General features: G+C 71.2%; 18 protein-coding genes and 1 pseudogene. 8 read left to right on the forward strand and 11 right to left on the reverse strand.

Annotated features, from left to right (window positions below; translation table 11 throughout):
* Positions 1-100: 100 nt before the first annotated feature.
* Positions 101-805: pseudogene (locus AB0E02_RS32260) on the forward strand (ATP nucleotide 3'-pyrophosphokinase); the annotation flags it as partial.
* A gap of 262 nt (positions 806-1,067) precedes the next feature.
* Here AB0E02_RS32260 and AB0E02_RS32265 read toward each other — a convergent pair.
* Positions 1,068-1,883: an alpha/beta hydrolase gene (locus tag AB0E02_RS32265; RefSeq protein WP_201810528.1), complete on the reverse strand. Its 816-nt coding sequence runs from the start codon at positions 1,881-1,883 to the stop codon at positions 1,068-1,070.
* A gap of 198 nt (positions 1,884-2,081) precedes the next feature.
* A complete protein-coding gene (locus AB0E02_RS32270; RefSeq protein ID WP_030416189.1) occupies positions 2,082-3,332 on the reverse strand; it encodes a geranylgeranyl reductase family protein in 1,251 nt (416 codons plus the stop codon).
* Between the two features lie 300 nt (positions 3,333-3,632).
* On the opposite strand from AB0E02_RS32270, the gene AB0E02_RS32275 reads away from it, so the two are divergent.
* Positions 3,633-4,226 carry a GNAT family N-acetyltransferase gene (locus AB0E02_RS32275; RefSeq protein WP_362145986.1) on the forward strand — a complete coding sequence of 198 codons (594 nt, stop codon included), beginning with the start codon at positions 3,633-3,635 and terminating at the stop codon, positions 4,224-4,226.
* A gap of 147 nt (positions 4,227-4,373) precedes the next feature.
* On the opposite strand, the gene AB0E02_RS32280 is transcribed toward AB0E02_RS32275, so the two are convergent.
* The 6 genes from AB0E02_RS32280 to AB0E02_RS32305 all read right to left on the reverse strand — a co-directional run bounded on the left by AB0E02_RS32280 (position 4,374) and on the right by AB0E02_RS32305 (position 14,018).
* Positions 4,374-6,833 carry a hypothetical protein gene (locus tag AB0E02_RS32280; RefSeq protein WP_362145989.1) on the reverse strand — a complete coding sequence of 820 codons (2,460 nt, stop codon included), beginning with the start codon at positions 6,831-6,833 and terminating at the stop codon, positions 4,374-4,376.
* A 733-nt stretch (positions 6,834-7,566) separates the two neighbouring features.
* A complete protein-coding gene (locus AB0E02_RS32285; protein WP_030417166.1) occupies positions 7,567-8,262 on the reverse strand; it encodes a demethylmenaquinone methyltransferase in 696 nt (231 codons plus the stop codon).
* A gap of 501 nt (positions 8,263-8,763) precedes the next feature.
* Positions 8,764-9,303: a hypothetical protein gene (locus AB0E02_RS32290; RefSeq protein ID WP_362146072.1), complete on the reverse strand. Its 540-nt coding sequence runs from the start codon at positions 9,301-9,303 to the stop codon at positions 8,764-8,766.
* Positions 9,304-9,513: 210 nt separating this feature from the next.
* Positions 9,514-10,713 (reverse strand): cyclic dehypoxanthinyl futalosine synthase, encoded by a 1,200-nt coding sequence (gene mqnC, locus AB0E02_RS32295; protein WP_362145993.1) that lies wholly within the window; start codon positions 10,711-10,713, stop codon positions 9,514-9,516.
* 218 nt (positions 10,714-10,931) lie between these two features.
* On the reverse strand, positions 10,932-12,872 hold the full coding sequence (locus AB0E02_RS32300; RefSeq protein ID WP_362145996.1) for a serine/threonine-protein kinase: 1,941 nt from the start codon (positions 12,870-12,872) through the stop codon (positions 10,932-10,934).
* Between the two features lie 249 nt (positions 12,873-13,121).
* On the reverse strand, positions 13,122-14,018 hold the full coding sequence (locus tag AB0E02_RS32305; protein WP_362145999.1) for a menaquinone biosynthesis protein: 897 nt from the start codon (positions 14,016-14,018) through the stop codon (positions 13,122-13,124).
* A gap of 249 nt (positions 14,019-14,267) precedes the next feature.
* Here AB0E02_RS32305 and AB0E02_RS32310 point away from each other — a divergent pair, with 249 nt between their 5' ends.
* The 4 genes from AB0E02_RS32310 to AB0E02_RS32325 all read left to right on the forward strand — a co-directional run bounded on the left by AB0E02_RS32310 (position 14,268) and on the right by AB0E02_RS32325 (position 18,352).
* Positions 14,268-14,471 (forward strand): cold-shock protein, encoded by a 204-nt coding sequence (locus AB0E02_RS32310; protein WP_003984261.1) that lies wholly within the window; start codon positions 14,268-14,270, stop codon positions 14,469-14,471.
* A 509-nt stretch (positions 14,472-14,980) separates the two neighbouring features.
* Positions 14,981-15,118, forward strand: a complete 138-nt coding sequence (locus AB0E02_RS32315; RefSeq protein ID WP_158745259.1) for a hypothetical protein — start codon at positions 14,981-14,983, stop codon at positions 15,116-15,118.
* 19 nt (positions 15,119-15,137) lie between these two features.
* Complete coding sequence (locus AB0E02_RS32320; RefSeq protein WP_201810546.1) at positions 15,138-15,464, forward strand: hypothetical protein; 327 nt, start codon at positions 15,138-15,140, stop codon at positions 15,462-15,464.
* A gap of 182 nt (positions 15,465-15,646) precedes the next feature.
* Positions 15,647-18,352, forward strand: coding sequence for a hypothetical protein (locus tag AB0E02_RS32325; RefSeq protein ID WP_362146004.1), 2,706 nt, complete (start codon positions 15,647-15,649; stop codon positions 18,350-18,352).
* Here AB0E02_RS32325 and AB0E02_RS32330 read toward each other — a convergent pair.
* On the reverse strand, positions 18,315-18,551 hold the full coding sequence (locus AB0E02_RS32330; protein WP_362146006.1) for a DUF397 domain-containing protein: 237 nt from the start codon (positions 18,549-18,551) through the stop codon (positions 18,315-18,317). The genes AB0E02_RS32325 and AB0E02_RS32330 overlap by 38 nt on opposite strands.
* Between AB0E02_RS32330 and AB0E02_RS32335 the strand changes: the two genes are divergently transcribed.
* Positions 18,531-18,698 carry a hypothetical protein gene (locus AB0E02_RS32335; protein ID WP_362146009.1) on the forward strand — a complete coding sequence of 56 codons (168 nt, stop codon included), beginning with the start codon at positions 18,531-18,533 and terminating at the stop codon, positions 18,696-18,698. The genes AB0E02_RS32330 and AB0E02_RS32335 overlap by 21 nt on opposite strands.
* Positions 18,699-18,818: 120 nt before the next feature.
* On the opposite strand, the gene AB0E02_RS32340 is transcribed toward AB0E02_RS32335, so the two are convergent.
* Both AB0E02_RS32340 and AB0E02_RS32345 read right to left on the reverse strand, forming a co-directional pair.
* Positions 18,819-20,738: an AMP-dependent synthetase/ligase gene (locus AB0E02_RS32340; protein WP_362146012.1), complete on the reverse strand. Its 1,920-nt coding sequence runs from the start codon at positions 20,736-20,738 to the stop codon at positions 18,819-18,821.
* Between the two features lie 395 nt (positions 20,739-21,133).
* Entirely contained in the window at positions 21,134-21,817 is a 684-nt protein-coding gene (locus AB0E02_RS32345; protein WP_362146015.1) for a TetR/AcrR family transcriptional regulator, read from the reverse strand.
* Between the two features lie 283 nt (positions 21,818-22,100).
* On the opposite strand from AB0E02_RS32345, the gene AB0E02_RS32350 reads away from it, so the two are divergent.
* Positions 22,101-22,982 carry an alpha/beta hydrolase gene (locus AB0E02_RS32350; RefSeq protein WP_362146018.1) on the forward strand — a complete coding sequence of 294 codons (882 nt, stop codon included), beginning with the start codon at positions 22,101-22,103 and terminating at the stop codon, positions 22,980-22,982.
* Positions 22,983-23,044 lie beyond the last annotated feature (62 nt).

The raw sequence follows: 23,044 nt of genomic DNA on the forward strand, positions 1-23,044 counted from the left end.
GACCACCCGTACGATCACCCGCCCGCCCCTCCGGACGACCCACCCGCGTCCCGCCCGCCACCCGGGCCACCCCGGCCTCGCCGGCCGGGCCGCCACGGCCGCCGCCCTCGCCACGGCCCTCGGCCTGGGCGCCCTCCCCGCCACGGCCGCCGCCGGCACGGACCACGGCGGCTGGCACCAGGACGGCCTGTCGCTGAACGCCGCCGACAACAAGAAGGTGGACGCCTTCGTGGCCCGCGCCCGCCGTGCCGAGCGCTCCATCAGCCCCCAGGTCCGCGCCGCCGCCAAGATCAGCCACGCCGAACTCGTCGGGTTCGACCACCGGCTGAAGTCGCCGGACTCGCTGAAGCGGAAGGTCGCCACCGCGATGCGGCAGACCCCGGGACGGACCGTCGACGCCTCGCTCGGCGCGATCAACGACGCGGTCCGGTTCACGCTCCAGTGGCCGGACGCGAAATACGGCCAGGGCGTCACCACCGCCTCCGCGCTGCTGTCCGCCTGGGGCAACGACTCCACCCGCTGGTCCAACACCTGGGACCGCACCGACGGCTACAAGGCGATCAACTCCGCCTGGCGCGCCCCCCGCTCCCACCAGCTCTTCGAGGTCCAGTTCCACACCCCGCAGAGCAAGGCCGCCCAACTGGAGACGCACAAGCTCTACGAGGAGCAGCGGCTGCCCGGCACCCCACCCGAGAAGGTCCGCGAGCTCCAGCAGAAGCAGAACGCTATCTTCGCGGCGGTGCCGGTCCCGCCCGGCGCGGAACGGCTGACCGCCCCGTCCCGCCGGCTCTCCCCGGACCCGGCCCGTCGGCTGCCGGACCCGAACCGGAACCCTGAACCGAGGCGCGACCCGAGTCCGGAGCCGCGGCACGACCGGAACCCCGCCGCGATCCCGAGCGCGAACCCGAACGCGAACGCGAACCCGAGCCTGGATCCGGTGAACTCACACTAAAGCCTGCCCTATAGGGATCAATCCGGGCACAGTTCATTGACGCACGCGAGCCGGCCGGGGCCCATGCCCCGGCCGGCTCGCCTACGCGTACCCCCGCGTCACCCCTGCGCGCACCTCACCCCTTCACAAAGGCCAGCACATCCGCGTTGAGCTGCTCGTGGTGGCTGGCGTAGATGCCGTGCCCGGCCGTCGGGTACTCCTCGTAGACCGCGCCGGGGATCAGCCGGGCGGTCCGCCGGCCGGTGAGCTCCACCGGGGCGGAGGCGTCGGCCGCACCGTGGATGACGAGCACCGGGACGTCGATCTCCGGCAGCGTGGCCCGCTGATCGTTGAACAGCGACTCCCGCTGCGCCTGGAGCGTCGCCCACGGTGAGGCCGACAGACACTGCGCCAGGGTGTGCTCCACCAGGGCCGGGGAAACCTCGTTGCCCAGGTGGGTGGCGAAGAACGCCTGCGCCTGACGGGTCAGCCACTTGGGCCGGTCCGCCCGCAACTGCGCCATCGTCGCCGCCACCGCCGCCTCCGGCACCCCGTCCGGGTTGTCCTCGGTACCGGCCAGGAACGGCAGCATCGCCGCGATCAGCACCGCCCGGCTGACCCGCTCCGAGCCGTGCCGCGCCAGATAGCGGGCGATCTCCGCGCCGCCCAGCGAGTGCCCGATGAGGGTGACGTTCCGCAGGTCGAGGTGGTCGAGCAGCGCGGCCAGATCGTCAGCGGTGGAATCGATGTCGTACCCGCCGGAGGGCCGGTCCGAACGACCGTGACCACGCCGGTCGAACGCCACACAGCGGAAGCCGTTCTCCGCGAAGAACGGGAGCTGGTACTCCCACATCTCGGTGTTCAGCATCGAGCTCGCCACAAACACCAGCGTCTCGCCGGTGCCGTACTCCTCGTACCACAGCTGCGTACCGTCGTGCGTCTCGAAGAACATGCCGCTTCCTCCCCGCTGCGGGCGGCCCCTGCCGCCCGGTGTCCTTGACGCACACAAGCTTCGCGGCAGGCCCCCGGCGGCTCAATTACCCATGAGGTCATGTGACCCCGGGGTCAGTGGCCATGAGGTCATGCGACAGGGCGGCCGGAAGCTTTTCCGGCCGCCCTGTCAGAGGTCGTGGACGCGTCGCGCCCCCCGCTACGCCTTCGGTGCCACCTTGCTCAGCCCGTTGATGATCCGGTCCATCGCGTCGCCGCCCGTGGGGTCGGTGAGGTTGGCCAGCATCTTCAGCGTGAAGCGCATCAGCAGCGGATGGGTCAGCCCGCGCTGGGCGGCGATCTGCATGACCTTCGGGTTGCCGATGAGCTTCACGAAGGCCCGGCCGAGCGAGTAGTAGCCGCCGTAGGTGTCCTTGAGGATCTTCGGGTACCGGTGCAGCGCCAGCTCCCGCTGCGCATACGTGGCACGCGCCTGCGCCTGCACGATCACCTCGGCCGCGATCGCCCCCGACTCCATGGCGTACGCGATGCCCTCACCGTTGAACGGATTGACCAGGCCGCCCGCGTCACCGACCAGCAGCAGCCCCTTGGTGTAGTGGGGCTGGCGGTTGAAGGCCATCGGCAGCGCCGCGCCGCGGATCGGGCCGGTCATGTTCTCCGGCGTGTAGCCCCACTCCTCGGGCATCGACGCGCACCACGCCTTGAGGATCTCCCGCCAGTCCAGCTCCCGGAACGACGCGGAGGTGTTCAGCACCCCCAGCCCGACGTTGCTCGTCCCGTCGCCCATCCCGAAGATCCAGCCGTAACCCGGCAGCAGCCGGTCCTGCGCCCCGCGCCGGTCCCACAGCTCCAGCCAGGACTCCAGGTAGTCGTCGTCGTGCCGCGGCGACGTGAAGTACGTACGGACCGCGACGCCCATCGGACGGTCCTCGCGGCGGTGCAGGCCCATCGCCAGCGAGAGGCGGGTGGAATTGCCGTCGGCCGCGACCACGAGCGGGGCGTGGAAGGTGACCGGGGTCTTCTCCTCACCGAGCTTGGCGTGCACACCGGTGATGTGGCCGGTCAGCTCGTTCACGATCGGCGCGCCCACGTTGCAGCGCTCGTACAGCCGCGCGCCCGCCTTCTGCGCCTGCCGCGCCAGCTGCTCGTCGAAATCGTCGCGCTTACGGACGAGCCCGTAGTCCGGGAAGGAGGCGAGTTCCGGCCAGTCCAGCTGGAGCCGGGAGCCGCCGCCGATGATCCGCAGCCCCTTGTTGCGCAGCCAGCCCGCTTCCTCCGAGATGTCGATGCCCATCGCCACCAGCTGCTTGGTCGCGCGCGGCGTCAGCCCGTCACCGCAGACCTTCTCCCGCGGGAACGCGGTCTTCTCCAGCAGCAGCACGTCCAGCCCGGACTTGGCGAGGTGATACGCGGTGGCCGAACCGGCCGGACCGGCACCGACGACGATCACATCCGCGGTGTTCTCCGAGAGGGCGGTGGTCTCCGGGACGGCAGCGTTCGCCGGGACGGCGGTGTTCTTCGGGGCGGCAGTGGTCACGGAATCGGTCGCGGGCCCGGACGCGGACTCGGACTCGGGCGCGGGCTCGGACGCGGACTCGGTCACGGCGGTGTCTCCCGAAAGTCGATATCTGGATATCTGGGTGCCGACCGGCACCGGGCATGTGCAGTCTATGGGGGCCCCGGTGATCAACACCTGAAGGGTTGTCGCATGAAGCCGAAGGGTTGTGCCGTGAAGCCGAAGGGTTGTGCCATGACGTCCCAGATCCCGCCGACCGCGCCCGCTACCCCGCCGATCACCTCCCGGAACCCGTCGGCCGTGCCCGGGCGGCCCCGCCCGGACCTGCCGCTGCCCGCCGTCGAACTCCGCGTGCCCACCGACGAGGACGCGCTGCACTGGCACCGGGTCTTCAACGATCCGGAGGTCATGGAATTCCACGGCGGCGCCCCCGCCGAACTCTCCTTCTACGAAGAACTCACCGCCCGCCAGCGCCGCCACCACGCCGAACTCGGCTTCTGCCTCTACACGTTGCTCGACCCGGCCGACGGCGCCGTCATGGGCTTCACCGGCGCCCAGCCCTGGCCCAGGGACTGGGGGCCGGTGGGTGAGATCGAGATCGGCTGGCGCCTCGGCCGCGCGTACTGGGGCAAGGGCTACGCCAGCGCCGCGGCCACCGCCGCCCTGGAAACCGTACGCACAGCGGGCGTACGCGACGTCGTCGCCGTGATCGACGCCCGCAACACCCGCTCGATCGCGGTCACCCGCCGCCTGGGCATGCACCACGCCGAAACCCTGCTCAGACCGGTGAGCGGGCACACGACGCACTGCTACCGACTGGAGGTGTGAGGGGGCGGAAGAGGGCGAGGGGGCGGAAGAGGGTGAGGGGGCGGGGCAGGGTGGGTGTGCCAGGCTCTGCCCCGTCCTCCATCTCCCCCACCTCCTCCGCCTTCTCCGCCTTCTCCGCCTCCTCCGCCTCCTCCGCCTCCTCCACCGCTAGTCGACGTCCACGTCGCTGACGGACCACGTGCTGAGCGCCGTGCTGAAGACCTTGTCGTTCTCGGGGTCGTACAGCGCGTCCAGGCACTCGTAATAGACGCTGTACTCGGTCCCGTCCTCGGCCACGTACGCCTGGTCGATGGCGTGCACGGTGTTCCCGGTGTCGTTGACGTACGTGAACTCCCAGCGAGCGCCCGGACGATGGGCGAAGGTGTTCTTCTTCAGCTCCACCCGCTGGTAGTTCGTCCGTTTCTTGGCGCCCTTCTCCAGATTCACGAAGTTCCCGTACGACGAGGACGGGGCGTGCGCGATGACCCCGATACGCAGGTACTGCTTACCGACCGGGGCCGTGTAGTCGACCTGCGTGCCCTTCACCGAACGCGTCCAGTCGCTCTTCACGGCGAGCGAGAACCCGTACGGGTCGTACTTCTGGACGAACCCGTCGGGGAGCCCGGCAGTCGGGCCCGGGGTGGGGCCTCCCGCGGGGTCAGCGGTGACCGTGGGGGCGGGGGACGGCGACGGGGACGTCGAGCCCGAGGCCCCACCGGCCTTGCCGGCAGTGTCCGACTCGGGGTTGCCGGCGTCCTTCTGGTCGCTGCCGTCCTTCTGGTCGCTGCCGTCCTTCTGGTCGCTGCCGTCCTTCTGCCTTCCGGCGTCCTGATGGTTGCCGGCGTCCCGATGAGCCAGGAAATACAGCGCCCCCGCGGTCGCACCCCCACCAACCAGGAACGCGGCCAACGCCAGCCCCACCCACTTCACGACCCGGGCCCGCGGCCGCGCCTGGGCCGGGGCATCGGTGGACGAGACATCGGATGGCGGGGCGTCGGTCGGCGGGGCGTCGGTGGGTGGGGCGTCGGTCGGCGGGGCAGCGGAGGGGGCAGCGGTCGGCGGGGCAGGGGGCGAGGCGGGAGCACCGCCTGCTGCCGGGGAGGGGGCGGGAGCACCGCCCGCTGCCGGAGCTGGAACGAAAGCCGCAGCCCCAGGCCCGGGAGCCGCACCCGACCCAGGCGCCGGCAGGGGCGTCTGGGACATCGGGGATGTCGGGGGCGTCGGGGACGTCGGGGATGTTGGGGACATCAGGGGCGGCGCCCCCGCGACCCCTGCCCCAGCAGCGAGTGATGCTCCAGCCCCAGCCTCGGCCCTGACCCCCGTCATCCTCCGCAGATACGGAACGACCACCACCGCCCCGAACACCCACAACAGCGCGAACAGCAGCGTCTCCGCACCGCCCACGCCGATCTCGCCATGAGCACCCAGGGCATCACCGCCGCCGTATCCCCCGCCGTATCCCCCGCCGTAACCGCCGTAGCCCTCGCCATAGCCTCCGCCGTAGCCACCGCCCGCCTGGAACGCCGCGCTCGCGCTCGCCCCCGCGACCAGCACCAGCGCCATCAGAGAAGCCACGAAGAAGCCTGCGGACAGCAGCTGTTCACGACGGTCGGCGCTGCGCCGTACGACCAGAAAACCGACCAGCAGCGCACAGACCAGCCCGCCGACGATGATCCCGAACAGCACCCAGCCGCCGCCCTGGTCCGCCAACTCGCCGTAGCCGATCGACTGACGACCCGAGGGGTCGAGGAACGGGATGTCGGGAAGGGTCCACTCCGCGTTCAGCGGCGCGCCCCAGGCCACCGCGAGGGCCAGCGCACCGATGTTGGGCAGCAGCACCAGCATCGCCACTACAGCGCCGCCGTCGATGTCCTTCTTCGCCGTGGCGAGCAGCGTCACGACGGTGACGATCCCGGCCAGGGTGGCCACGATCAGCAGCGCGAGCAGCGCGGTACGCAGCGCGCCGACGGCCAGTTGCCACCCGGGCCGGGCGGCGAGCCACGCCCCCGCCTCGGCCCGGGCCGTCGCCACCCCGGCAACCACGGCCGCCAGCAGGAACGACCACAGCAGCGAGAGGAACGGCGCCGACGACAACTCCACACCGTCGTACGAAGGCTGCGCCAGCAACCCCAGCCCAAAGCTCCCCGCACCACACAGCACCGCAACCCGCAGCACCGCTTCCATCACACCGACCGCACCGGCCACACCGGCCACACCAGCTGCACCGACCGCATTCGCCACACCAGCCATGTCGGCCCCCGGCGCCCCCACGGAACTGCCCAGGGACGACGCGGAAACCCTGGCGGCACCACTGACCGACCGCAACAGAACCCGCCGAGCGGCGAACACCAACACCCCGGCCCAGGCCGCCGTCACCACCAGCGGCACCAGCGACAGCGTCGCCTCACCCGCGAGCCGACCACCGAACGGCCCGAATGATTCGGACATGTTGCCCGATATCGTGAAGCCGCCGCCCACGCCCTGCAGCAGCAACGCCAGCGCGATCCGCATCCGTACGCCCCACCCGGGCTCACCCGAGTGCGCATCCTGCCCATCGCCCGCCAAGAACGTCGCCGCCACACCGGCAAGCACCAGCAACAACAACGTCGGCCACACAGCAACCTTCACCGCCGCCAGCCAATCCCCCTTGGCCACCCGAACCAGCAGCCCCCCAACGCCCGAGGCGGCAGGGGTTCCACCCGGCCGGGGCGGCGCCCCCGGGACAGGCGGCGCAGAAGGAACGGGTGGCACGACAGAGGACACAGACGGGGCCACGAAAGGCACAGGCGGCGCCCCAGGCACAGCCGGCACGGAATCACCACCCGCACCAGCCGCACCAGCCGCCACACCTGACACCCCACCACCATCAGCCCCCGCCCCAGGCGATGGCGACGGGGATGGCGAGGCCGACGCTGATGGCAAGGGGGATGGCGAGGCCGACTCTGATGGCGACGAGGATGGCGAGGCCGCCGGTGACAGCGACGCCGACGGTGATGGCGGGGTGGACAATGCGGCGACACCCTGCCGCTCCCGCCCACAGCCCATACAAAAACGGGCCTCCGGCGGCGAGGCGGAACCACAATCCGGACAGAACGACGACAAGACGGACTCCGGGAAGGTCAAGGAAACATCGCCCGCGCCGACCGCGAGCGACCGTAACCTACAGACACCACCCCGCCACCCCCGGTTCCCCAGGGACGCATGAGGCACGGCACCAGCCAGGGCCCCCGCGCCGCTCCGAGGCGGGGCATTGGCCCGAGGGCTCCACTGAGGGCTCCCCCAGGGGAGTCCTCACGCCAACACACCCATGCCGCCGGGCCAATACGCCCAGGCCTACTCGACGCGCAGGCCCGCTAGACGCCTACGCCGGCTTGGTGCCCCGGTGCATCGCCACGATCCCGCCGGTCAGGTTCCGCCACGCCACCTTCGTCCATCCCGCACCCTGCAACCGCGCGGCGAGCTCGGGCTGGTTGGGCCAGGTGCGGATGGACTCGGCCAGGTAGACGTACGCGTCCGGGTTGCTGCTGACCGCCCGCGCAACCGGCGGCAGCGCCCGCATCAGGTACTCGGTGTACACGGTCCGGAACGGCGCCCAGGTCGGCTCGCTGAACTCGCAGATGACGACCCGCCCACCGGGCTTGGTGACCCGGTACAGCTCCGCCAGCGCCGCGTCGGTGTCCTGGATGTTGCGCAGGCCGAAGGAGATGGTGACCGCGTCGAACACCCCGTCCGCGAACGGCAGCCGAGTGCCGTCCCCCGCGGTGAACGGCAACCACGGGTGCCGCTTCTTGCCCTCGGTCAGCATGCCCACGGAGAAGTCGCACGGCACGACGAACGCACCGGTCCGGGCGAACGGCAGCGAGGAGGTGCCGGTCCCGGCCGCGAGGTCGAGCACCCGCTCGGCCGGCCGCGCGGCCACCGCGCGTTCCACTTCCTTGCGCCACAGCCGCGCCTGCCCCAGGGAGAGCACGTCGTTGGTGAGGTCGTACCGCGCCGCCACGTCGTCGAACATCGCGGCGACTTCGTGCGGCTGCTTGTCCAGGGATGCTCGGGTCACCCGGCCATTCTCCACCGTGCCCCGCCCGCACCCCGCCCGGGGCACGCCCTTGACCTCCGGGAGGCCCACCCATCGGCCCGCCTCTTCCCAGGCCCCCGGCTGGGGGGAGGGGTTCTCGGGGAGGGGTTCTGGGGCCGGGGGGCGGGTTCTCCGGCTGGGCCTCGGCGTCCCCTCCCGCCGCGGGGGCTCGTTGGGGCCGTGGCGTCTCGTCCAGCCGCGGGGCCCTTGTTGCCGCGACCTTGCTTGGATCGCGAGGTCCGCGACGTCCACGAGGTCCCCCGAGATCCCCCGAGGCGAGGTTCGCCGAGGCGGCTGCTGCGTTGGTGGGGTGGGCTGCGAGGAGGCTGCGCGGTTGCTTGATGCGCTGCGCGGTGGGCCCGGACACCTGGGGCCGGGATGCCTGGGCCTGGGTGCCTTGCCGCTTGCCTCCTTCCTTGTTCAGGCAACGATTACGGAGAGTTATTCGTTCCCGGTATCGTTACACAGAGTGAGGAGAGTTGGCTAGTGGCGGCGGTGGACCAGGCGGCCGGCGAGGACGGTGGCCAAGGTGGTGCCGTCCGGGGCGAAGATGGCGAAGGTGGCGGGGCCGCCCACGTGGAGGGTTCGGGGGCGGGGGGTGGGGAGTTCTTCGAGGCCGGAGCGTTGGACGGCGGTGCGGACCGCGGGGCGGGTGAAGGGGCCGGTCAGGGCCGTTGTGCCGGTGGCCAGGAGGCGTTGCAGGCCGCGGCGGGCGCTGGCGCCCCAGCGGGCCTCGGTCATGTGGAGAGCCGCGAGGGCCTCGCCCGTGAGGGGTTCGGTGCCGAGTTCGTCGGCCTCGCGCGGGTCCGGGTGGTAGGCCGCCTCCAGCAGTGCGGCGCCGTGGGGTTCGTGGCGGCCGGGGGTGAGGGTGCCGTTCCAGTCACGGAGGCGGGCGCGGTCGCCGTAGGTCGTGGCGAGTTCGTCGTACGGGCCGATGGCGGCGATGCGGGATCCGTCGACGACCACGCCGCTGTCGTCAATGAGCTCATCACCGATGAGCACATCACTTTGACCGGGGGTCAGGCCGCTCACGTCGACGATCGCGCCGCTGACCTCGCCTACCGCACCACGTTGGCCGGCGGGCACACCGCCCTCACCGACCGCCGCGCCGCTGTCGGTGTCGCCGGTGTCGCCGGTGTCGCCGGTGTCGCCGGTGTCGCCGGTGAGGGCAGGGTCGCCGGCGTCGGTGAAGTGGACACCTCGCCGAGCTCGGTGAAGTGTCAGCATGGGGGCCTACTTGGCTTCGATGAGCTTCAGTTCGGGGTGGGCGGTGCCGCCCTCGATGGCCGTCGAGGAGAGGTGGGAGACGACGCGTTCGTCGATCGGGTCGTTGGCGGGGTCGTCGTGGACGACCAGGTGCTCGTAGGTCGTCGCGCGCTGCGCCGGGACCCGGCCCGCCTTGCGGATCAGGTCGATGATCTCCATGCGGTTGGAGCGGTGCTTCGCACCGGCCGAGGAGACGACGTTCTCCTCCAGCATGATGGAGCCCAGGTCGTCCGCGCCGTAGTGGAGCGACAGCTGGCCGATCTCCTTGCCGGTGGTCAGCCAGGAGCCCTGGATGTGGGCGACGTTGTCGAAGAAGATCCGGGCGAGCGCGATCATCCGCAGGTACTCGAAGATCGTGGCCTGCGTCTGGCCCTTCAGGTGGTTGTTCTCAGGCTGGTAGGTGTACGGGATGAAGGCGCGGAAGCCGCCCGTACGGTCCTGGACGTCGCGGATCATCCGGAGGTGCTCGATCCGCTCGGCGTTGGTCTCGCCGGTGCCCATGAGCATCGTGGAGGTCGATTCGACGCCCAGGTTGTGGGCCGCCTCCATGATTTCCAGCCAGCGCTCGCCGGACTCCTTCAGCGGCGCGATGGCCTTACGGGGACGGGCGGGGAGCAGTTCGGCACCGGCGCCGGCGAAGGAGTCGAGGCCGGCGGCGTGGATCCGCTGGATCGCCTCCTCGATCGACACCCCGGAGATGCGGGCCATGTGCTCGACCTCGGAGGCGCCGAGGGAGTGGATGACCAGCTGCGGGAATTCCTTCTTGATGGCCGCGAAGTGCTTCTCGTAGTACTCGACGCCGTAGTCGGGGTGGTGGCCGCCCTGGAACATGATCTGGGTGCCGCCCAGCTCGACGGTCTCCGCGCAGCGCCGCAGGATGTCGTCCAGGTCCCGCGTCCACCCCTTGGCGGTGTCCTTGGGCGCGGCGTAGAAGGCGCAGAACTTGCAGGCCGTCACGCACACGTTGGTGTAGTTGATGTTGCGTTCGATGATGTACGTCGCGATGTGCTCGGTGCCGGCGTAGCGGCGGCGGCGCACGGCGTCGGCGGCCCGGCCCAGCGCGTGCAGCGGCGCGGAGCGGTACAGGTCGAGCGCTTCCTCCGGCGTGATGCGGCCGCCCTGCGCGGCGCGGTCGAGTACGGACTGGAGGTCGGCGTTCTCGGTCACCGGGGCTTCCCTTTCGCAGGCGGGCATCACGACGGACCCAGCGTACGTCAGCCCACCGACAGCCCCTTGGCAGCCCCTGACGACTGACCTGACGGCTGGCCGGACGACTGACCTGACGACTGACCTGTCACCGAGCCGGCACTGAGCAACTTGTGCTCTTCGTCAGCGACGGCCGAGCCCGTCGCCCACTTCTCGTCAGTAGCGGCCGAGTCCGTCACTCACTTCTTCGTCAGTGTGGCCTTCGGTGTGCCGCCGCCCGGGTCGTCCGAGGCGAACGTGATCGTGGTGCCGTCCTTGGCGAGCGTGTACGTCACCCGGGACTTGTTGCCGGTGCAGCCTGGTCCCTGTTTGCCGTCGGGGCGCTCCATGAGGATCAGGCGCCGGTCGGTCGCGGATTCCAGTTTTGCCTTGGCCTCGCAGCGCACCAGGACCGCGTCGTAGGTGGTGTGGATGACGTAGTCGCCCTTGCCGCCGGCGGTGATGGTGCTGGTCATGGTGCCGTTGGGGATGCCGTGCGACGTGGTGATGCTGCCCGTCCAGGTGCCGAGGAACGGCTTGGCGACGGCGAGCGGGCCGTCGTAGCCACCGGGGTCGGTGGGGCGGCCGGAGGGTGTGTGGCCGGTCGCCGGCGGCTTGGCGCCGGCCTGGTCGCCGCCGGCGGCGTCACCGCCCGTCTTGGGCAGCAGGGTGAAGACGAAGGCCGCGGTCGTCGCGGCGGCCACCGCACCGGCCACCGTGAGGACGAGCGTGCAGCTCACCCGGCGCGGACGGTCCGGGTCCTTGCCGCCGACCGCCCCGGTAAGCGCGACCCTCCGCTCCTTCGGAACGGACTGGGCAACGGGCTGGGCAACGGGTGGCGCAAAGGGCTGCGGAGCGGACTGCGGAACGGACTGGGCAACGGGCTGCCCCGGGATGGGGCCGCCCGTGCCACTGCCCGCGCCACCGCCCCCGCGGTGGCCCGTTCCACCGCCCGCGCCACCGCCCATTCCACGGCCCGTGCCGCCGCCCGTCCCGTGGCCCGTGTCGGTCGGTAGGCCGGCGAGGTCGGGGGCGGTCGGGAGGTGAGTCCCGCCGGGGTAGCCGGCTCCCGGCCCCTGCGCCGGCAGGTCGAACGGCACCAGTCCGGACCCGGCTTCCCCCGACCCGGCTTCCGCAGCCCCGAACGCCCCCGCCCCAGCTCCTCCGGACACAGCCGCCCCGGACGCCCCGGCAGCCCCGGCACCACCGTCACCGCCACCGTCACCGTCATCAGAGTTCAGATCGAGGTTCAGCAGTTCCACGGCCCGGCGGCTGACCTGTTCGACCAGGGGGCCGGGCAGCCAGCCGGCTCGTACGAGGTCGGCCGCGCCGCTGCCCTCGCCCGTGAGGCGGGCCGCGAGGTCGGCCGGGGCGGGGCGGTCCGCCGGGTTCTTGGAGAGGCAGCGGGTGACCAACTCCCGCAGTTCACCTTCCAGTTGGGGGCCGAGTTCGGGCTCCTCGTGGACGACCTTGTAGAGCAGGCTGGCCGAGGAGTCGCCGGGGAAGGGGCTGGTGCCGGTCGCCGCGTACGCGAGGACCGTGCCCAGCGAGAAGACGTCGGCGGCGCCCGCCACGTCCCTCCCGAGGATCTGTTCCGGCGCCATGTAGCCGGGTGATCCCACCGAGACCCCGGTGGTGGTGAGGGAGGCGGTGCCCTCCGTGGCCCGCGCGATGCCGAAGTCGATCAGTACCGGGCCGTCCAGCGTCAGAAGCACGTTGGACGGTTTGACGTCCCGGTGGACGAGGCCGAGCGCGTGGACGGCGGCCAGGGCCTCGGCCAGTCGGGCTGCCAGCACCCGTACGGAGCGTTCGGCCAGCGGGCCGTACTCGGTGACGGCCTGGGTGAGCGACGGCCCGGCGACGTAGCCGGTGGCGACCCAGGGGACGGCGGCGTCGGGGTCGGCGTCCAGTACGGGCGCGGTCCAGGCGCCGCCGACCCGCCGCGCCGACTCGATCTCCCGCCGGAAGCGGGCGCGGAACTGGTCGTCGACGGCGTAGTGGGCGTGCACGACCTTCACGGCGACCGTGCGCCCGCCGGCGCTGCGGCCCAGATAGACCCGCCCCATACCGCCCGCGCCGAGCCGGCCGAGCAGCCGGTACCCGCCCAGGACCCGCGGATCCTCCCCTGACAGCGGCTCCATGGCCCCGCCTCCCCCTCGATACGGCGGCCCCAGCTTAGGACCCCGGGGCGGCGGGCCGGTGGGGCACGGAGCACGAAGCGTGGGCCACAGGGCAGGGGGCGCGGAGCACAGGCGCCGGAGCACGGATCCCGGAGCACCGGAGCACAGGGCACCCGAGGCGGAGGGCGTAGGCACCGGGGCACAGGGCACCGAGCGGAGGCCATAGGCACCGGAGCACGGGGCACCGAGGCGGGGGCCTCCGTTCAGCGGTTAACCGCCCGCACTCAGCAGTTCCACCTTCACGTCCGCCGGGAATCCGGTCGTCGGGCCGACCCGCCGGGCGAATTCCGTGACGCCGCGCAGCTGGTCGGGGCCGAAGCGGAAGTCGAGGGTGGTGAAGTAGCGCTCCAGTACGGGCTCGTCGAAGGTCTCCCAACGGGCGGCCTGCTCGGCGACCTTGCCGACCTCCTCCAGGGACAGGTCGCGGGAGGCGAGGAAGGCCTCGTGCACCTTCTGCACCACGAGCGGTTCGCGCTCCAGGTAGTCGCGCCGCGTCGCCCATACGGCGAAGACGAACGGCAGGCCCGTCCAGTCCTTCCACATCTGGCCGAGGTCGTGGACCTCCAGGCCGAGCCGCGGGCCGTCGTGCAGGTTGGCGCGCAGTGCGGCGTCGCCGATCAGTACGGCGGCGTCGGCCTCCTGCATCATCAGGCCGAGGTCCGGCGGGCAGGTGTAGTACTCGGGCCGTACGCCGATCTTCTCGGCGAGCAGCAGCTGCGCGAGGCGTACGGACGTCCGTGAGGTGGAGCCGAGGGCGATGCGGGCGCCGTCCAGCTGCTCCAGCGGCTTCTGCGTGACGATCACGCAGGACATCACCGGGCCGTCGCAGCCGACCGCGAGGTCGGGGAAGGCGACGAGGTCGTCGGCGGCGCGGAGGAATTCGACGAGGGTGACGGGGGCGATGTCGAGTTCGCCGCGGATCAGCTGCTCGCTGAGCTTCTCCGGGGTGTCCTTGCTGAGGTCCAGATCGAGGAGGGTGCCGGTGCGGGCGAGGCCCCAGTAGAGGGGGAGGCAGTTCAGGAACTGGATGTGGCCCACCCGCGGCCGGCTGCGACGGTGGTCGGCGTCGGCTCCTGCGGGTGCGTCTTCGAAGGTTGAATTGTCCACATGCGGAGGCTAGACCCGGTGGTTGTGGACCGGGGCGCCGGGGGCGGCGTATGGACGTTAGTGCTGACGGTTAAACGTGATCTTTGGCTCTTCCGCCTCACGAGTCCACCATGCTACGCTCAGCGCAAGTTGCAGTTTGGTTTCCCTTGCAGTACAGAGCCTGCGGAGCATGTGACCCGCGGGCTCTTGTAGTTTCAGACTTCTTTGCAGGTTCTGGAGCAGGGCAACCCTTTGGCCCAAGGAGGGCTTATGGCTACCGGAACCGTCAAGTGGTTCAACGCTGAAAAGGGCTTCGGCTTCATCGCCCAGGACGGCGGCGGCCCGGATGTCTTCGTCCACTACTCGGCGATCAACGCCTCTGGCTTCCGCTCCCTGGAGGAGAACCAGCAGGTGAACTTCGACGTCACGCAGGGCCCGAAGGGTCCGCAGGCGGAGAACGTCACGCCGGTCTAAGTTGCCCGGCCCGGAATTCCTCCAGGTCGCTTCAACGTAGTACCCAAGGAGCCCTGCTCCGCCACTCCGGTGGCGAGCGGGGCTCCTGCCTTATGCACCACCTTTCCCCCGCGTTGTGCGCCCAGGTGTCATGGCGCATACATGTCACCTCCGAATGCCGCCACACGCTGGAATCTCGCCGCATGCCTGAATCTCGTCGCGCGACCGAATGTGGCCGCACGCCTGAATGCGGCCCCACCTCCGAATGCGGCCGGCCGCCCACAGGAATGGGGCCACGCGTCCGAATGCGGCCGCCTGCGGCGCCTTTCCGACAGTCGCCTCATGGCATGTTGATGAACTTTTCCCGGCGCGGGCATTACGCCTGACGGCCCTGGCACGCCAGGCGACACGAGCAGCGGCGCGCCACCTGGGACAGCCGAGACGCGACAAACAAATGTGCGATAAATGCACGCCAAAGTGATCACGGAAAGTGGTCACATGACAACATGACGCGCCCTACCGTGGGCAGAATGAGCGAGCAGTTGCCTCCGCAGAAGCCCTGCCCCGACTGCTGCGGCAGAGGAACCGTGGACTGGGAAACACCGGCCGGCGACAAGGTCACCACGCAGTGCTCCGGGTGCGGCGGCACCGGCACCGTCCTTGCGTAGAGGAGACGAAGGCGACGTCATGCCAGCAGGATCATCAGCGGCCTTCGGCAGGAACGGGAAGCCGGTCGGGCTGGACGCGCAGTACGTCGGCAGGCTGCCGTGCTGCCACTGCGGCATACGGTCGATGAAGCTGCCCGGGCGCCAGGGCGGGGTGTGCATTCCGTGTTACGCCGACGAGTGCGCCGCGGCCGGCCGGCGGGCGGCGACGGCCGGGGGCTGGGTCGCCGCGAGTTTCGTGGGCGATCCGTGTCTGGCGTGCGGTTCGCGGGCCGTGGACGCGAACGGCTGGGCGTTCTGGTGCAACTCCTGCGAGATGCAGACGGCGGTGGCCCTGCCGCCGCAGTGACCGGCCGACGGCCATGCGGCGGCCGCCCGGGGTCATCGCGGCGGGCGTCTCGCCTCCCCGCTGCCCCGTTGGTTGCCCTGTCTACCACCCGCTCCGCGGGTAGCGTGGGTCGTGAGGCATGACCTGAGCCTGACACGATCGCGCGAGCCATTGTGCCGCGCACGAGCCGTTACGTCGCCGCCATGTTCAACAGCCGAGCAGATTCCGAACGCAGCCTCTCGGCGCCGCTGCCGGCGCCCCGGTATGTGGGCTGGTGGTGGTGGAGCGGCCTCGGCTTCGCCGGACTGATCGCCGCCCTGTGGCAGGCGGGAGACGGCCGCCCGGCCTGGGGAGGCGGGGGGCTGGTCGGTTTCACGGGCCAGGTCTTCGGCGGGCTCGGCGCGGTCTTCAAGCCGACGAAGCCCGGTGGCGCCTCGATCGGCTCGCGGCTGGCATTCGTGCTGATCCTGCTGGTGCTGCTGTATTTCCTGTGGCGGGCGACGCGGGCATGGCTGGCGTACAAGCCCGGCGCCGTGGACGTCCAGCAGTTGGAGGACGCCACTCCGGAGGGCACGCCGAAGCCGAGCGATGTGGACCTCACCGCCAGGCTGCGCCGCCGGCTCTCCGACAGCAGCATGTACCCGCCGGCCACGCTCCCCGCGCAGGCCCCCGCCGAGTCCTTCCTGGAGCTGCTCGGCGACGTCGAGATCGACCCCGACAAGCTGGGCACCGCGCTGCCGAAGCTGCTCAGCCGGCTGCGCCCCAAGCTGGCCTACCGCGTCAGCGGCGTCCTGCAGTACCACGAAGGGCGGCCGGACCCGTACGGCATGACGGTCACGGTCACCGCGTTCCTCTTCGGCGGCTCACGGGCGAAGGACGTCTGGGGCAGCGACTGGGACGACGTCATCCGCAAGGCGGGCAGCTGGACGATCAGCACGCTGCTGCCGGTCACCCGCGCGGGCCGGCTGCCGCCCTGGCGCCGCTGGTGGGGCCAGGAGATCAAACCCGAGCTGTACGAGGCGTACCAGGAGGCGAACGCGCTGAGCCGTGCGGGCCGCCACCACGAGGCGCTGGAGCAGTACTTCACCGCCGTACGCCTGGATCCGGTCAATCCCTACCTGCGGGCCGAACTGGCCGAGACGCAGGAGAAGATGGGGCTGCACATCGATGCGCTGGACACCTGCCAGCGGGCGCTCACCCTCGACGGGCAGAGCGTGCGCGGATACCGCAAACGGCTGTGGCTGAGCCACTGGAATCCGCATCCGCGGCGGCTGCGCTATTTCCTGCACCCGCGCCTGTACCGGGAACTGATCGGGCTCCGGTACCGCAATTCGATCATTCTGGGAACGGCCGGGACGACCGCCCGGCAATGGGTTGCAGGAGCGGGCGCCCACGGCTGGCAGACCTGCGAGAACCTGATTCCGCTGTTCGTGGACCGCTACTGGCCGGCGGCCCTCGGGGTGGCCCCGCGCATTCCGCTGCGCCGGAAACGGCGGCTGGAGCGGAAGGAGGCGGCCCAGAATTCGCTCGAAAAGACATTGCGGAGAAAGAACCCGGCCGAACTCCGGGTGGTGATGCAGCGCATCGCGCTGCAGGAGACGGCACGCCTCGCCGCGGACGACGCCTGGGCCCGCATCTGGCTGTACTGGCCCGGCCGGTTGTGGAGTTGGGTCCGGTTCTTCTGGCCGGCCTCCTACTACCAGAGCGTGCGCGGGGCGCCCTCGCCCGTCACCCGCGGCGCCTTCCACATCAACCGCAGGGTGTGGGCGCCGTTGCAACTGACCTGGGCGACCAGCGCGTACGACGCCTCCATCAAGCAGGGCCCCCGGACCACGCCCCCGTACAAGTGGCGGTGGCCCTACACCTGGCGTCTCCCGGTCAGCCGGCTCGACTGGGCGCGGCTGACGATCTGGTCCCTCCGTTGGCGGCTCGGTCTCTCGGCGCTTCTGTGGGCCCGTCGTGACTGGCACACGCACTACAACGCGGCATGCGTGTATGCCGTGGCCATGAACGCCCCCCACTGGGCAGCGACCGACCAGGGGAAGCTTGTCAGGCGGGCCATCGCCCGTCTCGACCATGCGGTACAGGCCACCCGGGGCAAGGCCGCCACCGTCGAACGGTCCTGGCTGGTCGAGGAGGACCCGGACCTGACGCTGCTACGGGACCCGGAGAACCCCGGGAACCCGCTCTTCACCAACTTCGTGCGGACGATGTACCCGAGCGCGGAGACGTTCGAGCAGAGCGCGCCCAGCAGCCGTACCGAAGCGCAACTGCGGGCATACGACTACCGGCTTCTCGAAGAGATCTCCAAGCTCATGCAGGAGGTCTGGAACCAGCGCTGCGAGCAGGGGGCCGCGGACATTCAGCGTGCGACGGAATGGCTTCGGACCGAGCGCAGCATCTGGAGGTCGGTATGGGAAATCGCCGATCCGGGCAGCAGACGCAGATGGCAGGACCGGGTGAGTTTCATCCGCTACCTGCAGGCGAACTGCCAGCCCGTGGCGGCTTCCACGCTGGGTTTCCCGCCCCCGCTGGTTCGGGAGGAAACGGCCACGCAGAACGGTCATCCCGATGCGCGCACGATCGAGGAACGGCTGACCACGCTCCAGCACGACCTGGAGTTGCGGCGGCTGCTCCGCCACGCGAACCGTGCTCTCGACCGGCCCTACGCGAACTGCCAGCAGGGCCAGCGGGTGCTGCGGGAGGCCGCGGCGGACGGGGTGACCCGTCTCGACGCGAGGCTGGTCCAGCGGCTGGCCACGGGGTACGCGGCGGCCTGGCAGAACCTCGACGACTGGCTGGCGGGCGAGGCCGACCACCGGGCGTTCCACCAGGCGGTGAAGGACGTACCCCAGCTGACGCGCCGCCGCGTCACCGCGCTCCGCGAGGGCAAAACGTTGCGGATTTGACCGCCCCGACGAACGCGGACCAGGCCCCTGCGGGGACGACCAGGGCGGGGCCGTGGGGGTTCTTGGAGTCTCGGACGGGGACCACTCCGGTGATGTGGTCGGCGACCTCGATGCATTCGCCGCCGGTGCCACTGCTGTGGCTGGACTTGCGTGGCCGTGCGCGGACGTGCAGCTGTGTATGAGCGAGATAGTCGGCCATGTGATCCGGCACCTCGGGGAGGGCACGCCGGTGACGGTGCACATCAGGGGCGTACGGCAGGGGGCGGGCCGGAAGACCGTGTGGTGCGAGGTCGGCGGGACCGGCGGGGTCACCACCGCCTGGCCGGGCCGGACCCGGGGCCGGTGAACGGTCCCGGGCAGCACAAAAGCAGCGCAAAGGCAGCGCCAAGGCCCCGTGCCACCTCCCCCACAGAGGTGACACGGGGTTCCAGTTTGACGCGCGGACGGCCCTGGCTCCAGAGGGGGGTCACGTCCTTTCGTAAAGGCCTTCTATGTCTTTGGCGAAATCTCGTGCCACGGCGGAACGGCGGAGCTTCAGGGAGGGGGTGAGATGTCCGGTCTGTTCGCTGAATTCCGCGGGGAGGACCGCGAAGCGGCGGACGGACTCGGGGCGGGAGACCAGCGCGTTGGCGTCGTCGACGGCGCGCTGGAGGTCGGCGAGGAGCCGCGGGTCCCGGACGAGGTCCTCCAGCGGGACGTCCGTCTTCTTGTGCATCTGGCGCCAGTGGGCGAGGCCGTCCGGTTCGAGGGTGAGCAGGGCGGTGATGTAGGGGCGGTTGTCGCCGATGACCAGGCACTGGCCTACGAGGGGGTGGGACCGGAGGCGGTCCTCCAGAGGGGCGGGGGCGACGTTCTTGCCGCCCGTGGTCACGATGATCTCCTTCTTGCGGCCGGTGATGGTGAGGTAGCCGTCCGCGTCGAGGGCGCCCAGGTCGCCGGTGGGCAGCCAGCCGTCCGCGTCGGTGGCGGGGCGGGCGGCGCCGAGGGCGGCGTCCCAGTAGCCGCCGAAGACGTGGCCGCCGTGGAGGAGGATCTCGCCGTCGTCGGCGATCCGGACGGCGGTGCCGGGGAGCGGCCAGCCGACGGTGCCGATGCGGGGGCGCAGGGGCGGGGTGACGGTGGCGGCGGCGGTGGTCTCGGTCAGGCCGTAGCCCTCGAAGATCTCGATGCCGGCGCCGGAGTAGAAGGCGGCGAGGCGGTGGCCGAGGGGGGAGCCGCCGCAGATCACGTGGCGGACCTTGCCGCCGAGGGCGGCGCGGATGCGCCGGTAGACGAGGGGGTCGTAGAGCTTGCGGGCGGCCTTGAGGGCGACACCGGGGCCGGGGCCCTTGCCGTGTTCCTCGGCCTCGACGGCTTCGCCGTAGGCGCGGGCGATGCGGACGGCGCGGTCGAAGGAGGCGGCGCGGCCCATCTTCTCGGCGGTGGCCCGGCCGGTGTTGAAGACCTTTTCCAGGACGTAGGGGATGGCGAGGAGGAAGGTCGGGCGGAAGCCGGCGAGGTCGGCGAGCAGGTCGTCGGTCTGGATGCTGGGGGCATGGCCGAGGCGGACCCGGGCGCGGAGGCAGCCGACCGCGACCATCCGGCCGAAGACGTGGGAGAGGGGGAGGAAGAGGAGGGTGGCGGCGGGTTCCTGGCTGACGGATCGGAAGACCGGGTGGAGGAGTTCGACGGCGTTGTCGACCTCGGCGAAGAAGTTGCCGTGGGTGAGGGCGCAGCCCTTGGGGCGGCCGGTGGTGCCGGAGGTGTAGATGAGGGTGGCGAGGGCGTGCGGGCCGGTGGTGGCGCGGCGGGCGTCGACGGCGTCGTCGGGGAGGTCGCGGCCGGCGGCGATGAGGTGGGGGACGGCGCCGGTGTTGAACTGCCAGAGGTGGTCGAGGGCGGGCAGCCGGCCGCGGATGCCGCTGATCAGGCGGGTTTCGTCGACGTCCTCGACGACGCAGGCGCGGGCGCCGGAGTCGTTCAAGATCCATTCCGCCTGGTGGGCGGAGGAGGTGGGGTAGAGGGGGACGGTGACCAGGCCGGCGGCCCAGGCGGCGAAGTCGAGGAGGGTCCACTCGTAGGTGGTGCGGGCCATGATGGCGAGCCGGTCGCCGGGGCCCAGGCCGTGGGCGATCAGGCCCTTGGCGACGGCGCGGACCTCGGCGGCGAATTCCGCGGCGGTGATGTCGCGCCAGGCGCCGCTGGGCTGTTTGCGGGCCAGGACGACGTCGGCGGGGGCCTCGGCGGCGTTGGCGAAGGGGAGGTCGCCGAGGGAACCGTGGGTCACGGGCGGGACGAGCGGGGGGACGTAGACCTCGCGGACGGTGCCGTCGGGCCGGGTCGCCCTGTGGGGCTCGACGAGGGTGGGGGCGGGGGTGGGGACAGGGGCACTTCCCTGGTGGGACACGAGCGGCTCCTCGTTTCTCCGGTGGAGTGCTGTTTCTCCGGTGGAGTGCTGCAGCGTGGTCGGGCCCGCGCCGGACGCCTGGTCTCGCGCCCGCACGGTCCAACTGCCGTGTGCCATCGCAGAGTTGGGCCCCGTGTCCCCATCTCCTGACCCGGCAGTAACCTTACTGCGAGGTAAATTTACGCGAGGACTTCGGGCCGGCCAATGCCCGTACAGCGGGATCTTTGTCCGCTGCGGGCGGGACCAACAGCCGCGGGAGCAGGAGGAGTCGGGGTCCCCGGGTAGGGGACGGGCCCCCGGGTAGGGGTCGGGGTTCCCGGGTGGGGGACGGGCAGGGACCCGAGCAGGGGTAGGGGTCGGGACCCCGGTAGGGCCGGTCAGGCCAGGACGGCCGGTCAGGCCAGGTCGGCCGGTCCGGCCGGCGCCCAGCGCTCACCCGCCATCACTCGATCCAGGCCGGCCCAGGCGAAGTTCATCATCGTGGCCGCGGCGTCCTTCGCCGTCGGATGCACGCGTTCCCCCGAAGGCCCTTCGTCGGTACGGACGTTGGCCCATTCCGCGAGCGACTCGGCCGCGCCGACCAGGGCGTGTGCGAGTCCGGCCACCTCGCGTTCGGCCAGTTCACCGGCGCAGCCCGCCTCCTTCGCGGCGACGCCGATCAGATCCGTGACGAAGGAGACGATCTCCGCGCGCATGGCGGCGACCTCGCGCGCGAACGGCTCACCGTGCGTCCGGGCCTGCTGGTGGAGCACGGCCCAGCCGTCCGGGTGCTCGGCGGTGTGCGCGAAGAAGCCGCGCAGGCCGCTGCACAGCTGGCGGTCGGCCGCCGCCCGGGGTTCCACGGCCGCGGTCACGGCCGTCACCAGCGCCGCCGCCTCGCGCCGGATGACCGCGCTGAACAGCTCTTCCTTCGAGTTCAGATAGAGGTAGACCAGCGGTTTCGAGACCCCGGCCACCTCGGCGATCTCGTCCATCGACGCCGCTCGGTAGCCGCGCCGGGCGAAGGTCCGCACCGCGGCATCGAGCATCTGCTGTTCCCGGACGGCCCTCGGCACCCGCTTACTCTTCACAGCTCCCACCCTGAATATCCCTCCGCCCCGCCCCTTTACCGCAAAGTAAGTTTACGATCTTCGCCTTCCACGCCCGGTTCCCCGACGGCTTCCCGCCATCCGCAGGGCAGCACTGACAGCACTTTTTCCTCCTCGTTTTCTTGACAGTTGCAGGCGAGTTGAAGGCGGCATGCGAGGTGCCGGCTGCCGGTGAGTTGACAGCTACAGCTACGCAACGAGACGATACGTCTCGTTCCGTTGACCGGGGCTGAAGGACTACCCCTTCACCCCGCCGTTCCTGGAGGCCATCACCGTGCAGCAGGTCCTCGACGTCGCCCCCGGCATCCGCCTGTGGACCGAGCAGCGCGGCGCCGCCGACGCACCCCCGCTGCTGCTCGTCATGGGGGCCCAGGCGACCGGCGTCGGCTGGCCGGAGGAGCTGGTCGACGCGCTGGCCGAACACCACCGGGTGATCCGCTACGACCACCGGGACACCGGTCGCTCCACCTGGTGCTTCGACGACCGTCCGTACCGGATCGCCGATCTCGCGGACGACGTGATCGCCGTCCTGGACGGGCTGGGCATCGAGCGTGCGCATCTCGTCGGCATGTCATTGGGCGGCATGCTGGCCCAGATGGTGCTCGCCGACCACCCCGACCGATGGATCGGCGCCACTCTCATCGGCACCATGGCCCTCAGCACCACCCCCTACACCGCGCCGGACGGCTCCGTCGTCCCGGTCGGTGAACTGCCCGGCATCAGGCCCGAGGTCCTGGAGTTGTGGGCCCGCCCGGTCGAGGACCACGGCCCGGAGGCGGAAGTGGCGCGGCGGCTCGAACACTGGCGGGTACTCGCCGGTGGTCAACTCCCGTTCGACGCCGATCACTACGAGGCTCTGGAGCGGCGGGTCATCGAGCACACCGGGCACCACCGGGTGGGCACCGCGCACGGGCGGGCGGACGACAGCGGGATGCTGCGTACGGAGGCGCTGGCGCGGAACGAGGTGCCCACGCTGGTGATCGCGGCGCCCGCCGAGCCGGTGTTCCCGCCGCCGCATCCGCAGCACCTCGCGCAGTGCGTCGGCGGCGCGCATGTCGTCGAGATCCCGGGGATGGGGCACGCGCTGCCGCCGGCCGTACAGGGGCCGCTGGCGAAGGCGATCCTGGCGCACACGGGGGCGGTGACGGCGGCCTGACAGGGGCCTGGCGGGGGCGGTGGCGGCGGCCTGACAGGGGCCTGGCGGGGGCGGTGGCGGCG

The sequence above is a fragment of the Streptomyces sp. NPDC048196 genome, assembly GCF_040652715.1.
Lineage (GTDB): Bacteria > Actinomycetota > Actinomycetes > Streptomycetales > Streptomycetaceae > Streptomyces > Streptomyces siderophoricus.